The organism is Mesorhizobium sp. WSM2240, from assembly GCF_040438645.1.
Classification (GTDB): Bacteria; Pseudomonadota; Alphaproteobacteria; order Rhizobiales; family Rhizobiaceae; genus Allomesorhizobium.
The window spans coordinates 5,381,235-5,396,140 of the sequence record NZ_CP159253.1 but is presented as its reverse complement, the minus strand read 5'-3'; the positions used below and the strand labels follow the sequence as shown (position 1 = coordinate 5,396,140).

14 protein-coding genes are annotated in these 14,906 nt (G+C 61.8%); 4 read left to right on the top strand and 10 right to left on the bottom strand.

From position 1 onward, the window contains the following. Window positions 1–45: 45 nt before the first annotated feature. Both ABVK50_RS26900 and ABVK50_RS26895 read left to right on the top strand, forming a co-directional pair. Complete coding sequence (locus tag ABVK50_RS26900; protein ID WP_353643678.1) at window positions 46–2,214, top strand: amylo-alpha-1,6-glucosidase; 2,169 nt, start codon at window positions 46–48, stop codon at window positions 2,212–2,214. Between the two features lie 163 nt (window positions 2,215–2,377). After that, on the top strand, window positions 2,378–4,201 hold the full coding sequence (locus tag ABVK50_RS26895; protein WP_353643679.1) for a trehalose-6-phosphate synthase: 1,824 nt from the start codon (window positions 2,378–2,380) through the stop codon (window positions 4,199–4,201). Window positions 4,202–4,277: 76 nt separating this feature from the next. Here ABVK50_RS26895 and ABVK50_RS26890 read toward each other — a convergent pair whose 3' ends face one another. Next, window positions 4,278–4,529 carry a GlsB/YeaQ/YmgE family stress response membrane protein gene (locus tag ABVK50_RS26890; RefSeq protein ID WP_353643680.1) on the bottom strand — a complete coding sequence of 84 codons (252 nt, stop codon included), beginning with the start codon at window positions 4,527–4,529 and terminating at the stop codon, window positions 4,278–4,280. 300 nt (window positions 4,530–4,829) lie between these two features. Between ABVK50_RS26890 and ABVK50_RS26885 the strand changes: the two genes are divergently transcribed. Beyond that, entirely contained in the window at window positions 4,830–5,099 is a 270-nt protein-coding gene (locus ABVK50_RS26885; protein ID WP_353643681.1) for a hypothetical protein, read from the top strand. 25 nt (window positions 5,100–5,124) lie between these two features. On the opposite strand, the gene ABVK50_RS26880 is transcribed toward ABVK50_RS26885, so the two are convergent. The 8 genes from ABVK50_RS26880 to cpaB all read right to left on the bottom strand — a co-directional run bounded on the left by ABVK50_RS26880 (window position 5,125) and on the right by cpaB (window position 12,910). After that, entirely contained in the window at window positions 5,125–5,586 is a 462-nt protein-coding gene (locus ABVK50_RS26880) for a tetratricopeptide repeat protein (protein WP_353645795.1), read from the bottom strand. Between the two features lie 133 nt (window positions 5,587–5,719). Then, the gene (locus ABVK50_RS26875; RefSeq protein WP_353643682.1) at window positions 5,720–6,685 is read right to left on the bottom strand and encodes a type II secretion system F family protein; all 966 of its coding nucleotides are present in this window, start codon (window positions 6,683–6,685) and stop codon (window positions 5,720–5,722) included. After that, window positions 6,685–7,647, bottom strand: a complete 963-nt coding sequence (locus tag ABVK50_RS26870) for a type II secretion system F family protein (protein WP_353643683.1) — start codon at window positions 7,645–7,647, stop codon at window positions 6,685–6,687. Before ABVK50_RS26870 ends, ABVK50_RS26875 begins: the two co-directional genes overlap by 1 nt. Before the next feature lie 5 nt (window positions 7,648–7,652). Further along, window positions 7,653–9,071, bottom strand: a complete 1,419-nt coding sequence (locus tag ABVK50_RS26865) for a CpaF family protein (protein WP_353643684.1) — start codon at window positions 9,069–9,071, stop codon at window positions 7,653–7,655. Further along, the gene (locus tag ABVK50_RS26860; protein ID WP_353643685.1) at window positions 9,068–10,279 is read right to left on the bottom strand and encodes a response regulator; all 1,212 of its coding nucleotides are present in this window, start codon (window positions 10,277–10,279) and stop codon (window positions 9,068–9,070) included. The genes ABVK50_RS26865 and ABVK50_RS26860 overlap by 4 nt, the downstream gene beginning before the upstream one ends. An 18-nt stretch (window positions 10,280–10,297) precedes the next feature. Beyond that, window positions 10,298–10,564 (bottom strand): hypothetical protein, encoded by a 267-nt coding sequence (locus tag ABVK50_RS26855; RefSeq protein ID WP_353643686.1) that lies wholly within the window; start codon window positions 10,562–10,564, stop codon window positions 10,298–10,300. 2 nt (window positions 10,565–10,566) lie between these two features. Then, complete coding sequence (locus ABVK50_RS26850; RefSeq protein WP_353645796.1) at window positions 10,567–11,904, bottom strand: type II and III secretion system protein family protein; 1,338 nt, start codon at window positions 11,902–11,904, stop codon at window positions 10,567–10,569. A 109-nt stretch (window positions 11,905–12,013) separates the two neighbouring features. Beyond that, window positions 12,014–12,910: a Flp pilus assembly protein CpaB gene (gene cpaB, locus ABVK50_RS26845; protein ID WP_353643687.1), complete on the bottom strand. Its 897-nt coding sequence runs from the start codon at window positions 12,908–12,910 to the stop codon at window positions 12,014–12,016. 223 nt (window positions 12,911–13,133) lie between these two features. Here cpaB and ABVK50_RS26840 point away from each other — a divergent pair, with 223 nt between their 5' ends. Beyond that, window positions 13,134–14,450 (top strand): TadE/TadG family type IV pilus assembly protein, encoded by a 1,317-nt coding sequence (locus tag ABVK50_RS26840; RefSeq protein ID WP_353643688.1) that lies wholly within the window; start codon window positions 13,134–13,136, stop codon window positions 14,448–14,450. 79 nt (window positions 14,451–14,529) lie between these two features. Here the strand turns inward: ABVK50_RS26840 and ABVK50_RS26835 are convergent, their stop codons facing one another. Then, window positions 14,530–14,838: a hypothetical protein gene (locus ABVK50_RS26835; RefSeq protein ID WP_353643689.1), complete on the bottom strand. Its 309-nt coding sequence runs from the start codon at window positions 14,836–14,838 to the stop codon at window positions 14,530–14,532. Window positions 14,839–14,906: the final 68 nt, after the last annotated feature.

Genomic DNA, 14,906 nt, shown 5'->3' with positions numbered 1-14,906 from the left:
CGAAGCGATCTGCCTCGCGGCGTCGACGAAACTGGTTGAACAGCAATGACCATACTCGACGAGCGCAAACTCGATCCAGCCATCGCTCTGGCGGGACTCGACGATACCGCCCCGCGCGAGCCGCACCGGCAGTTTGCGCTGAAGCATGCCGACTGTTTCGTGGTGGCCGACGCCTATGGCGATATACGCGGCAGCGGCGACGGCCTGTTCCGCGACGACACACGCGTCCTATCGCATTTCAGGTTGCTGGTCGGCGAGCGCGTTCCCTCCCTGCTGGGAGCATCGCTCAGCCAGGACAATATGATTTTCACAGCCAATTTGACCAATCTGCCGCTTACAACGCTAGACGGCAGCGCCACCCCGCAAGGCGTCATCTATATCGAGCGCTCGCGCCTGCTGTGGGAGGACCGGATGTTCGAGCGCATCAAGTTCTCGAACTTCAGTGAACGCGAGGCGCTTGTGCCCGTGACGCTGCGCTTCGCCGCCGACTTCCGCGACATGTTCGAAGTGCGCGGCTCGATCCGCAGCAGGCGCGGCCGGAACTACGACGTGGAAACGACGGAAGACAGCGTCAGCATGCGCTACGAGGGGCTGGACAAACTCGACCGCCACTCGACCATCGCCTTCTCGGTGCGGCCTGACCGTATACTTGCAGACCGCGCCGATTTCACCATGCGCCTGTCGAAGCGGGGCAGCGAAACGCTGTTCATCGAAGTCGGCGCCGACAGGCCGGCCCAGCCGAGCCGCGAGAGATACCGGGCGGCGGCGGCGCGGGCGCGCTTCGGCATGCGGGCGAAGCGACGGCACGGCGCCACCGTTTTCAGTTCCGGCCGCGTGTTCAACGACTGGTTGTCGCGGGCGAGGGCTGACATTGCACTGCTCACCACCGACCTGCCGACCGGACCCTACCCCTATGCGGGCATACCCTGGTTCTCGACCGCCTTCGGCCGGGACGGCGTGATCTCGGCGCTGCAGATGCTGTGGCTCAATCCGGGGTTGGCACGGGGCGTGCTGTCGTTCCTGGCGCAGCACCAGGCGACGGAAACGTCGCCCTTCAGCGACTCGCAACCGGGCAAGATCATGCACGAAACCCGCAAAGGCGAGATGGCGGTGCTGCGCGAACTGCCGTTCGGGCGCTACTATGGCGGGGTCGATACGACGCCGCTCTATATATACCTGGCCTGCGCCTATGTCGAACGCACCGGCGACATGGAGTTCATCAACTCTCTCTGGCCTTCGCTTTGCGCCGCCGCGAACTGGATGGATGAGGCGAGCCAGCAGAACGGCAATGGCTTCGTCACTTACCAGAGGGCCGCCGAATCCGGTCTAGCCAATCAGGGCTGGAAGGACAGCTTCGATTCCGTTTTCCACGCGGATGGCACGATCCCGAAAGGCCCGATCTCGCTGGTCGAGGTGCAAGGCTACGTCTACGCCGCCTATCGCGGCCTCGCCGAGCTCGCTTTGCAGCGCGAGGACGCCGGTAAGGCGGTGCACTGGACCGAATGCGCCGAAACCATGCGCCGAAACGTGGAAGAGCATTTCTGGATGGACGACCGGAATTTCTACGCCCTGGCGCTCGACGGTGACGGGCGACCCTGCGAAGTCAGGACATCGAATGCCGGTCATTTGCTTTTTGTCGGCCTGCCGTCGCCGGAGCGGGCGCAGCATGTCTCCGATCAACTGCTGTCGGCGCCGTTTCATTCCGGCTGGGGCGTGCGTACGCTTGCCGACGACGAGGTCCTCTTCAACCCGATGTCCTATCACAACGGCTCGATCTGGCCGCACGACACAGCAATCTGCGCCGCCGGGCTCGCCCGCTACGGCGTCCGCGACAGCCTGGTCAGGCTGCTGAGCGGCACTTTCGAGGCGGCGGTGCATTTCAACATGCGGCTGCCGGAACTGTTCTGCGGCTTCACCCGCGCGCCCGGCGAAGCACCTATCGCCTATCCCGTCGCCTGCCTGCCGCAGGCTTGGTCGTCGGGATCGGTGTTCATGCTGATGCAGGCCTGCCTCGGCCTGGAGATCGATGGGCTGAAAGGCGAAATCCAGGTTACCCGGCCGCGCCTGCCGATCGGCATCGACCATCTTACCATACGCCGGTTGAGCGTCGGCGCCGCCGAAGTGGACCTGTCGTTCCAGCGCGTCGGCGACCGCGTGGTGGCCTATTTGGAGACGCGCCATGAGGGGCTGGCGCCGCTGATCGTGCGTTCCTGACCAAGAGCCGCGAAGGGCGATTTTTTCCGGAACGGATCGGTGCGCCGGGAGTTCTCTTCCAGACCGAATGCCGTGGCCGGCTTCCGGCCGCCGCATCCTGTCTCCCTCGCGAGGAAAACACCCACCCGATGTTAGTTTCATCAACTATAACCCGTAATCCATCATGACAGACGTCGATCCCAGTCTTCTGCAAGCATATCCCGGCGGAATGTGGGGATTGCTTGCAACCAGCCTTTTGCTTTCCGGATTGGCGGTCGCCCTTTCGGCGGCCGTGCTTTGGAGATGGCGGCTCGCCGACGGCGCGCACCAGCCGTTTTTTGAGAACACCGGCCCAGTAGCTGAAACAGCACGCCAGTTGCTGCGCGAGTTCGAAAAGAACAGCGGAGCGGTCGACGACCCCCTCGTCTCATGGACGCCCGACACGCTGCGCCGCATCCTGCGGACGGAACTGCCGGGCGCGCAGGTCATCGTGGTCTCGAACCGCGAACCCTATATCCATAATCTGAAGGACGGCGAGGTCGATCTCATCGTGCCAGCGAGCGGGCTGGTTTCCGCTCTGGAACCCGTGACCCGCGCCTGCGCCGGCACCTGGATCGCGCATGGCGGCGGTTCGGCCGACAAGATCACCGTCGACGAGCACGACCACGTGCAGGTGCCGCCGGGCAAGCCGGCGTACACGCTGCGCAGGGTGTGGCTAAGCGAGGAAGAGCAGCACGGTCATTACTCCGGCTTCTCCAATGACGGGCTGTGGCCACTTTGCCATATCGCGTTCACGCGGCCTCTGTTCCGCGCCTCGGACTGGGAGACTTACGAGGCGGTAAATCAGAAATTCGCCGACATCGTCGTCGAGGAGGCGCGCAACGAACGGCCGATCGTGCTGATTCAGGATTATCACTTCGCACTGTTGCCGCGCATGATCCGGCGGCGGCTGCCGGAAGCGATCATCATCACCTTCTGGCACATACCGTGGCCCAACTCGGAAGTGTTCAGCATCTGCCCGTGGCGGGAACAGATCCTCGACGGCCTGCTCGGCAGTTCTATCATGGGCTTCCACATCCAATTCCACTGCAACAATTTCATGGAAAGCGTCGACCGCTTCCTGGAAAGCCGGATCGAGCGCGAGCACTCCTCAATCTCCTATGGTGGCCAGACGACCCTGGTGCATTCCTATCCGATCTCGATCGAGTGGCCACCCGCGGCGCTCGAAACGCAGCCGCCGGTCGAGGAGTGCCGGCGCAAGATCTTCGAGCGGTACGGCCTGTCGGACGACACCAAGCTGTTCGTCGGGGTCGAGCGTATGGATTATACAAAGGGTATCGTCGATCGTTTCCAGGCCATCGAGGAGCTATTTACCAACCATCCCGAGTGGATTGGCCGGCTGGTCTTCCTGCAGATCGCAGCACCAAGCCGCGGCACGCTGCCGGCCTACCAACACCTCCACCAGGAATGCGTCGGCTTCGTCGACGCCTTCAACCAGCGGTACGGAACCGACGGTTACAAGCCGATCATCATGCTGGCGGAACACCATACGCAGGAGGACATCTACAACGTCTATCGCGCCGCCGACGCCTGCGTGGTCAGCAGCCTGCATGATGGCATGAATCTGGTGGCCAAGGAGTTCGTGGCGTCCAGAGACGACGAGCAGGGCGTGCTTATCCTAAGCACCTTCGCCGGGGCGGCGCGCGAACTGCTCGAAGCGGTGATCGTCAATCCCTACGACGCAACCGCGATGGGCGAGGCCATGATGCGCGCTCTGACGATGTCGGCGGAGGAACAGCGCCAGCGCATGCGGCGGATGCGCGAAATCGTGCGCGACAACAACATCTATCGCTGGGCCGGCAGCATGCTGCAAGACGCCGCGCGGCTGCGTAAGCGCAACAGCATCCAGAAAGTAACTGAGAATCCGCAGCAGCAGAATCTGGGAGACAATATCGTACGCATGTTCGACAAGCGCAAAAGCCTTATTCGCGACAAGACGACCGCCTGAGCGACATGCAACACAAGTTAACCTCCAGCCTGACGCTGGAGGTTAACTGTCGGCTCGATCAGCCTGCCGGCTCTAGCTAGCGCTTGAACATCCGTCCGATGGCGATCAGGATACAGGCGCCGATGAAGCCGGCGATCAGGTAACCGATCCAGCCACCCAGGCTCACGCCCACGAGGCCAAGAAGGGCATTCGCCACGATCGCCCCCACGATGCCGAGAACGATATTCATAAGGAGCCCGAGATTGCTCTTCATGAACTGCTCGGCCAGCCATCCCGCTACCCCGCCGATTATGATGGCAGCTATCCAACCCACGCCTGCGTCTTCCATATCGCTCTCCTCTCTCAAAAATCCAATGGCATAATGCACTGTTTCGGGCACGGCGGGAATGCCGCCTGTCGACGCCGGTCATGGCCGGACAAATTGCCAGCCTCCGTCGATGCCCGGTTGTATTCCTGCAACAATGCAATTGACAGCGGAGCGTTCCATCGAGACCGGATGCAGCCTGCGATCGAGATCAACAGTCGCCTGGGTCCGTGGACGAAACCCGATGGCAATGCGGGAGATTAATTTCGGAACCGCCGGCGCGAGAAAGCAGTTTCATGAGGACAGATCTACCACGGGCCAGACATGCATTGGGAACCAAAACAGCCATTCGGCTTCTTCGAAGCCATCCTGTCCGCTTCGGTCCTGGCGGTGGCGGTTTTCTTGTCGTTCTACTTCCTGAGCGATATCAGACAGCCCGAAACGGTACGGCTGACCTATCTGGGCCTGGAGAGCAAAAACCAGTCGGAAGAAGCCGCATCAGGCGCTAAGGCGCAACTTTGCCTCGATAGCGATCTGCCGTGTCTGCCTTCGTCGCTGGATGGCGCGCTGCTTGCCGAGCGCCCATCCGAATAGGTCCACCTCTCAGCGCGACCGTACTCTACGATTTATCAAGGAGCGCCAGATTGGCGTCGACGATGGTGGGGTCGGCCATGCCCGCTCTGGCTTCCAGGAGCAGGGCCTGCGCCTTCTTCCTGTTGCCACGCAGGAACTGCGAATAGCCCATATTGTTCACGATCCGCGCCTTGCGGCCGGCGACCTTGAGGAGCTGCTCATAGGCGCGGTCCGCAAAGTCGAACCGACCGAGCTGGTCGTAGGACGCGGCGAGGCCCATCCAGGCCTCGGCGTTATCGGCGTTGAGCTCGACCGCCTTGCGGAAGTGCTTCTCGGCCAGACCGTAATTGGCTTCGCGGAACTGCGTCTTGCCGACGTTAAGATCGGCTGCGCTGATGTCCTGCGCGACCGGTACTATAGCCGTCGTCTCGGTCTGATCGATCTTGCTCGATGTGCAGCCCGACGCAAGCGCGATGGCGGCCATGGCCGCGAAATGGATGTGACGCATCTGCCCCGTCCCGTAGAGCCCGTTTTCCGGGTCGTTACCCAGGATCGACACTACAGCCTAGCCGTTAAATCAAAGTGCCGGAACGTCGTTAAAATTAGGAAGCTCTAATAGGAAGCGTTAACCAGAGCGACGCTTACTCGCCCATCATCGTCATCTTCACGATGATCGGAATGACCGCCACCATCAGAACGACAGGCAGAATGCAGACCGTGACCGGCACCGACATTTTGGCCGGCAGCGCGTGCGCCTTCTCCTCGGCCATCGACATGCGCTTGTGGCGCATTTCGTCTGAAAATACGCGCAACGCCCCCGACAGGCTGGTGCCAAGTTCCTTCGACTGCTGCAGCAGCGTGGCGAAAGACCGTACTTCCTGGAGGCTCAAACGGTCGGCCAGAGACTTCAGCGCATCGTCGAGGCCGCGTCCCGCCCGTAATTCCAGCGAAACCAGTGTGAGATTCTGGCTGAGCGACGGATAGGTGAGAAACAGTTCCTTGGCGACGCGCTCGATGCCGGCTTCCATGCTCATGCCGGCATCGGAGCAGATGATCATCAGGTCCATGAAATCGGGAAAGCCGTTGCGATATTCGCGCATCTTCACGCTGATCTGCCGGGAAAGCGCCAGGCCGGGGAAGAAATAGCCGGCGCCGCCCGCCATGATCACGAAGGCCCCGCGGCTCATTGCAGAAGAGTCGCCGCCCATCCAGTGGTCGGCTAGAAACGCGCCGACGGCGCCCACGGCAAAGCCGATGAAGCGGATGAGGAAGAACTTGCCGACCGCGGACGGATCCATATGGCCCGCCTGAATCAGCCGCATGCGCAACCGCGCGACGTTTTCGGGATCGCTTTTGGCGTAAAAATCATGTGCGGTTTTCATCGCCTTTTCGCGAACCGCGCGAGGGTTCTTCTTCGGCGCGGCATCCGCAGCCGCCACCGGGACGTCGGTCTCGACCTTCAGCCGCCGCTTCACGTTGCTGTGGCCGCCACGATGGACAAGCAGCGGCCACGCCACCGCGCCGCCGCCGAGAACCAGAAGCAGCAAGGCAACCGGCGCCAGGGAGGTTGGCCGGAGTGCGGCGAGGAAGGCGATCAGCGTTTCCATCAGAATTTGAAGTTCGACATTTTGAACATCATGGCGTTGCCGATCATCAGCCAGACGAACGACCCGCCGAGCAGATACCAAGTCATCGGTTCGCCCCAGACGTCTTCGTAAAACTGCGGCATCAGTACCTGAACGCCGGTCATAAGCAGCGCAGGAACAGCGGTCAGGATGTAGGCGGACATCCGACCTTCGGTGGAGATGGCGCGGACCTTGCGCTTGAGCTTGCCGCGCTCGCGGATCACGGAGGAAAGCCCGTCGAGGATCTCGCGCAGATTTCCGCCGGAACTGCTCTGGATCGAGACTGCGGTCACGAAAAGCGGCAGATCCTCGTGCCCGACACGCTCGAACAGCGAATGCAGCGCCGTAACCAGGTCCGAGCCGAAGGTCACCTCGTCGGCGACGACGCCGAACTCGGTGCCGATTGGGTCAGGCATTTCGCGGGCGACCATGGAAATGGCGACCGGAACGGGATGGCCGGCCTTGAGGCTGCGCGTAATCAGTTCCAGGGCTTCGGGAAGCTGCAGGCCGAACATCTTGTGGCGACGCTTGCGCAGGAAGCGCAGCGTCATCACAGGAATAAGAAGGCAAAGAACCGGGAAAGCTGCGAGCCCGAACATGACGGGAAGCCCCTTCCAGATCGCCACAAAGACGGATAGGGCGGCCGCGCCGCTGGTGATGGCGAGGAATTTCGGCAGCGGAGTTATCAGGCCGGACTGGGTCCGCAGCGCACGGAAGCGGTCGAGCGACAACATCGGCGCGCTTTCCAGACCGCGCTCCTTGCGAAGCTGGATCAGCACTTGCTCCTGACTGAGCTTCTTCTCCTGCAGCTTGACGCGGCGGTTGATCGCGGCGCGGCGATCACTACTGCCGGCGTAGAGCAGATAAAACGCCTCGGCGATCATGATACCGGTGAGCGCCGCGCCGGCGTAGATCAGGTAGATGGCGCTGAAACCGTCGAACATTGCGGCTATTCCAGCGGCCGGCCGGGCTCGAAATATTTGCCCGGAAACTCGATGCCCATCGCTTTCATGTCCTCGAGGAATCGCGGGCGGATGCCGGTCGCCTCGAAGTGGCCGAGGATTTTTCCGTCGGCCTCCATGCCGGTGCGCACGAAGCGGAAGATCTCCTGCATCTGGATGACGTCGCCTTCCATGCCGGTGACTTCGGCGACGCTCGTCACCTTGCGCTTACCGTCGGAGAGGCGGGTCAGTTGCACGATGATGTCGAGGGCGCTGGCAATCTGGCTGCGGATCGACTGCACCGTCATCGGCATGCCGGTCATGCCGAGCATCTGCTCCAGGCGGCTGATGGCGTCGCGAGGCGTGTTGGCGTGGATGGTCGCCATCGACCCTTCATGGCCGGTGTTCATGGCCTGAAGCATGTCGAACGCCTCTTCGCCGCGGCATTCGCCGAGGATGACCCGGTCGGGCCGCATGCGAAGCGCATTCTTGACGAGGTCGCGCTGCTTCAACTCGCCATGCCCTTCAATGTTGGCGGGGCGCGTCTCCATGCGCGCGACATGCGGCTGCTGCAGTTGCAGTTCGGCGGCGTCCTCGATGGTGATCAGCCGCTCGTCTTCCGGGATGAAAGCCGACAGGGCGTTCAGCATGGTGGTCTTGCCGGTGCCGGTGCCGCCCGAGATGATCGTCGTCTTGCGGGCGTGGACGGCGGCGGCGAGCACTTCGGCCATGTTCTGGGTGATGGCGCCGAACTCGACGAGCTTGTGCAGGCCGAGCTTGTTCTTCGAGAATTTGCGGATGGAGACCAGCGGTCCGTCGACGCCGACCGGACGGATCGCAGCATTGAAGCGCGAGCCATCGAGCATGCGCGCATCGACCATCGGCTGCGATTCGTCGACGCGCCGCCCGACGGCCGCGACGATCTTGTTGATGATGCGCAGAAGATGCGCCTCGTCCTTGAACGGGATGTGCACTTGCTCCAGCTTGCCGCGACGCTCGACGAAACAGTTCTCGTGGCCGTTGATGAGGATGTCGTTGATGGTCGGATCCTTGAGCAGCGGTTCCAGCGGACCGAGGCCGACCATCTCATCGACGATGTCGTCGACCAGCGCGTCGAGTTCGGCGACGTTGATCGCCAGCCGCTCCTGCCGGGTCTTCTCCGACACGAAATCGTGCACCTGTCGGCGCATCTCGTCGCGCGGCAGGCGCTCGAGCGCCACCAGATTGATCTCCTCGATCAGCATGCGGTGGATGCGCACGCGCGCGTCGAGCACCTTGGTCGGCTTGGCCGGCCCTACCTCGGCCTTTGGCGGCGCGGGCTTGCGCGTCGTCGGGATAACCACCGCTATTTGCTGGCTGGCGGCCGGCTCCGGCGGGCGCTCGGGCCTTACATCGCGATTCTGCAGTGCGGAGAAACGGCTGGTCATCCGGCCTTCCTCAACAGTCCCTTGCCGATGCCGAATAGCGAGCGCGACTTCTTGACCGCGGCCGCCGCTTCCTCGGGCAGGATGATCCGCTTCAAATCGCTCACGACATTGGCATTGGGGTCGATCTCGTGCAGCGGCACGCCGCGATCGACCGCCTCGCGCACCAGCCGGTAATTGTTCGAGATGCCGCCGACAAAATGGTCGCCGAGTATCTCCTGAACGTCCGCCTGCTTGATGCCGGTGTCGAACATGCGTTGCTCGAAGCGATTGACGATCACATTCGGCTTCACTTCCTTGCCGGCGGTCTCGTAAACGGCCTGGATCAGACGCTGCGTGTGGCGAAGGCACGGCACCGTCATCTCGGCGACTATGTAGAGCTTGTTGGAGCCAAGCAGCACCGTTTCGGTCCACGGGAACCAGGTGCGCGGCATGTCGATGACGACATTGTCGAAATAGGCCGATACCAGGTCGAGCATACGCACGACGACATCAGCGTTGAACGTGCGCATTTCGGACGGCCGGGTGGGTGCTGCGAGCACGCACAGTCCGCTCGAATGCTTCGACAGCATGACGTCGAGAAGCTGGCGGTCGAGGCGCTCGGGCTGGTTCTCGATCTCGGTGATGTCGAAGCGCGGCTCGAGATCGAGGTACTCGGCGCAGGAGCCCTGCTGGAAGTTCAGGTCGACGACGCAGGTGGAGGCGCCGCGGGTCATCGAGTTGTGCAACTGGAACGCCGTCTGCAGGGTCAGCGTCGTCGTGCCGACGCCGCCGGCGGCTGGCATGAAGGTATAGATCTGCGATTCCGCGTTCTCTTCGCGGCCCGGCCCCTGCAGCGCGCGAATGCAGGAGCGTACGAGGTCGGCCGTGGTGATCGGCTTGACCAGGAAATCAGCGATCTGGAGTTGCACCAGAATGCGCACCGCCGCAGCGTTGAATTCCTGAGTGACGACGATGATCGGGGCGCGGCCTTCGAGTCGGCGCGTGATGCGTTGGAGCGCATCGATCTCGTCGAGCCTCGCGGCGTCCATGTCGATGATGACCGCGCCGCAGTCGGCTTCCTGGATCTCGGCACGCAGTTCGCCGACATTCTTCTCGACAACGACCAGATCGATCTTCTCGGACGAGGCGAATGCCGCCTTGGTGTCCTGCAGGAACGCTTTGTCGGTCGAGACGAGGAGAATGCGCTTGCTGTTACCGGTGGCTGCCATGTCGTGTTGTCCGATTGGTCATTTGTCGCCGATCGAACTGTCGACGCGCTCCGCCGCGACGGCGGCCGCTTCGTCAGTCCTGTACTGGCCCATATCGGCAGGCACGATGAGGTTGGTGTCCTCTACGCCGCGCGGCCAAGGGTCGACCATCTGCATGACCGTATTGGCCGCCATGGCGTTGCCGGCCCCGACGGTCAGGCCGTCCATGCGCGCCGTCTCCTCGGTGGCGCATCCGGCGGAGAGAGCGACGATCGCCAACAGGGCTGTGGCCGGAAGCTTGCGCATGTTCATTCCTTCGGCAGATCAAGGAAGTGGCCGACGGAGGCGACAGGCGCGGCCGGCGTGAGCGCGTTTCGCGGAGCGCCGGCCTTCACCTCCTCCACATTGCCCAGAAAATAATCGACGTTGCTCGCCGCCATCGTGCCGTCCGTAGGCGCCAGCGGCTTCTTGGTTGGATCGATCGGCTTGACCAGGAAGGGCGTGACGATGATCACCAGGTCGGTCTCGCGGCGTTGGTAGGCCCTGGAGCTGAACAGCGGCCCAAGGATCGGCAACTTGCCGAGCCCCGGCACGCGTTGCTGCACCATGTCATTTTCGCTCTGCAGCAGGCCGGCCATCATGAAGCTCTGGCCGCTCTTCAGATCGATCGAGGTGCGCGCACGCCGGACAACGAAGCCGGGAATGGAGATATTGCCGATATTGTAGGAAGCCGAGGTGTCGACCGACGAAACCTCGGGCTCGATGTCGAGGGCGATAAGACCGTCGCTCAAAACTGTCGGCGTGAAATCGAGGCTGACGCCGAATTTCTTGTAGTCGACGGTGATCTTGCCCTCCTCCTCCGAGACCGGGATCGGAAACTCGCCACCGGCGAGGAAGCTGGCCTTTTCGCCGGAGCGCGCAATCAGATTCGGCTCGGCGAGGCGGCGGGCGACACCACGATCCTCCAGCGCCTTGATGGCGACGTCAATCGAAACGCCGTTGGTCAGCAGTGTGCCGATGAGTTGGGCCGCAGGAGGCGAAGTGGTCGCCGACGGATTGGAGTTGAACAAGATACCGCCGCCGGAGCCGAGATAACGGACGCCGATCTTGGTGCCTAGCTCCTGGCCGACCTGCCGGTTGATCTCGACGAAGCGGACATTGAGCTGGACCTGCTGCGACGACGAGATGTTTACGGAATTGATGATCTCCTCTTCGCCGGAAAAGCGTGTCGCGATCCGCGTTGCCTTGTCGACGGCGACGGCATCCTCGGCCGAACCGGACAGGACCACGCGGCCGTTGGCCGAACTTACCTTGATGTCGGAGCCGGGCACGCTGTCGCGGATAGTGCTGGCCAGCCGATCGGTGTCGAGCGATACCTCGATATCCATCGTGCCGACGAGTTGCTTGTTCTCGTCGAACAGAGCGATGCCGGTCGTGCCGAGATTGTTGCCAAGCACATAAAAGGAGCGGTCTGTCAGCGGATTGACGTTGGCGATCTCGGGATCGCCGATAACGATTTCGTAGAAGGGCACGTCGGTCTTGACGGTCTTGGGCTTGCCCTTGGCGAGCCTGATCGAAGCGTTCTTGGCCGAAGTGATGTGAACGACATCATTGGCGGCCTGCGCGCCATGCGGCGCAAGCAGCATCGAGCCAGCGATCCCAACGACCAGAAGCGCAGTCGCCACGGCTCGCAGTCCTGAATTCCTCATCCACCCCAACATTGCACTGTCCCCAACCGGCGCCCCTGCCGGCATTTCATTCGTCAGGCGATACGACCTGATAACTTTGCGGCTCGGTACCGCGCGTCACGATGACTGTCGTGAATTTCGGCCCTTCCGGCTCCTGGGCGGCGGTCTCGAACAGCACGCCCGTGGCTTCAGCCACACCGGCAGCCACTGAACCGCCAAAGGCCGAGATGGTCGTCACGCCGTCGACCGATGCGCCGCCCTGGCTGGACGACCTGAGCGACAGCGACAGTGTCCCCACGGTGCGAGCGAGCGCAACCTTCTGCGCGCCCTCGCCATCGACTTCGATGGTGACCGATTCCACGATTTGCGGGCTGGTCTGGCGTGTGTCGGCGCCCTGGCCGACCGTCAGCACCTTGGCGTTCTCGACCACGATCTCGGTGGTGATTGTCGAGCCGGCTGCACCCTTGGCATTCTTCTCGACTTCGCTGATCGCGCCGGCGTCGCGCGTCAGCACGACATCGACGCGGTCGCCCGGCGTGACGAAGCCGCCGACGCCCGCGATCTCGTCGGTGCGGATGGTCACGGCGCGCATACCCGGCGAAAGTAGGTTGGAGAGGGTTGCGCGGCCGTTTGGACCCGACAGCTTGGCCAGCAGCAGCGGCTCATTGATCTCGATGGGCGACAGCACGACGCGGCTGCCTTCGGCCAGAAGCGCGTCTATGGTGCTGAACGACCCCTGCGGCAGCGCCTCCTGCGGCCATGGAATCTCCCGTAATTGCGCCCGATCAATCGGCATGCCGAAGCGCAGCGGGTCGGTGGCGACGACGATCGTGTTGAATTCGACTTCCGGAACGGCCGGCAACGGCGCCGCAACTTCCGTTGTGCGGGCGCTGGCCTCGCTCTTGATCCACAGATCGGCGGCAAAGATCGAGATCGCGCCGAACACGGCGGCGATGCCTATCATGGTAATTGCCTTGCCCCTCACGCCACCAGCCTTTCGCGCCCCTTTGTGGAGCGGACGCTAGGCGGCAATCCTGAATAATTAGAAACCTGGAATGTTCGGTTTCGATCTATGTGGGGTTTTGGTTACCGCGGCATGAAACGCGCCGGCGGCAATCGAGCGATTTCCAAAACAGGCTGTTTAGGGGTTTTGTGGGAATGTCCCCGCGATACGGGGGCGAAATTCCATGTTCCGCAGGTTTCTGCAGGATACCAGAGGCAATTGTGCGCTGGCGACCGGCCTGGCAGGAATTTTCCCTGCGCGGCGCATGGTCTTGCTATCCCAGCTGCGAGTTTCTTTGAAACGGTTCGTCCAAGACCGCCGCGGTAACTTTGCCGTGGGTATTTGTATCATGCTCCTCCCCCTTATGGGGGCGGTCGGCGTGGCTGTGGATGTGACCAACATGACCTTGGAGAGAAGCAGGCTGCAATTGGCCTTGGACGCAGCAAGTATGGAGATTGCGGTAAAGGTAAACTCCGGCCTCAGCGATAGCGAATTGCAAGCTTATGGAGACAATCTTCTGAAGGCTAACTTGGCTTCGCTCGACATAGATGCGAACGACACTCCGTCGCTTACCTACCTTGGCATGGGAATGGAGCAGGACGGGACGCAAAGTCTCAGGACCGAAACCCGTCTCACCTATCGTTATCTTATTCCCCGTTTCGCCGGTGATAGTCCCACCTCGACAAATATTCTCGTGCAGTCCCGAATTTCCTCCAACAACGGCGACGCAGCGTGCGTCTATGCGCTTAATCGGACTGCGCCCCGTGCCTTCGAAGCAGCCGGGAGTACTGTAGTCAGCATGGACGGCTGCATCATCGCCTCCAATTCATCAGCCACGGATTCCATCTACGTTGGCGGCAGTGCATCCCTTGAAGCAGACTGCCTTCAATCCTCCGGTGGTATAGTCGCAACCAGCGGACTGACTACTGATTGCGAGCACAATCGGCTGAACGCGTGGCGACTTCCCGATCCTTGGGGGAACCTAAAGGAACCGATACCGCCTGTACTATACCCAAACCCGAGCTCAAGCGATTTGACCGTCAGGCCGGGACGATATCGTAACCTCGATCTGAACGGCGACAAAACGCTCGAGCCGGGCCTTTATTATGTCGAGGGAACGCTATCGGTCAAAGGAAAGGTCTCTGGGGCCGGGGTAACCATCTACATGGCTGACGGAGGCATAACGGTGAATGGCAACGGATCGTTGTCGCTGAGCGCGCCTCAAACCGGAGATTATGCAGGCATGCTCATCATGTCGGCGCGCACAAACACGGCATCACATCTATTTAACGGAAACGGAGCCACCGACCTTGATGGCGTTCTCTATTTTCCGTATGGCGCACTCACGTATAACGGCAACAACAGCGCCAACAGCACCTGCATGCGCATTGTCGCGGATACAATCAAGATGAGCGGCAATTCGAATATCAAGTCCAACTGCAGCGCCGAACTGGGCGGGCGCGAAGCAAGAGTCGCTGGCCCATTCTACTTCTCAATGTAACTGCCAGCTCTCACCTTTCTGATGAGCGCCTGATGACTCCTCGACTTAACCGCCCGGCCGCTGAAGCTGAAGCGGCCAGTCACATCTGGTCGTTGTAGGGCCGCTTGGTTTCGCCGACGAGCCTCGCCAGCTCCGAAAATTGCGGAACTTCGCCCGCCGCCTGGCTGTTGTTGGCGATCTGGAGCAGGCGGATCGGAAAGCAGACCGCGTCGCGGTTGGCTGGCGAAAGATCTTCGGTCAGCCGATCTTCGCCGATAGCGTTCGCTTCCGCCCGGCGGAGCGCCATATCGACCTCCTCAACAGTAAGCAGCCCTTTGCGCACCAGAGCGCTGTTGATGGACGCAATGGCCAGATAAAGGCCCTCGAGCTGCAAGTTCGCAGTGTTCATGGGATAATGCTCCAGAAGTCGCCAGCCGGCATTGCCCGGCTTTTCCGAAACAGTGGATCCGAAGGAAA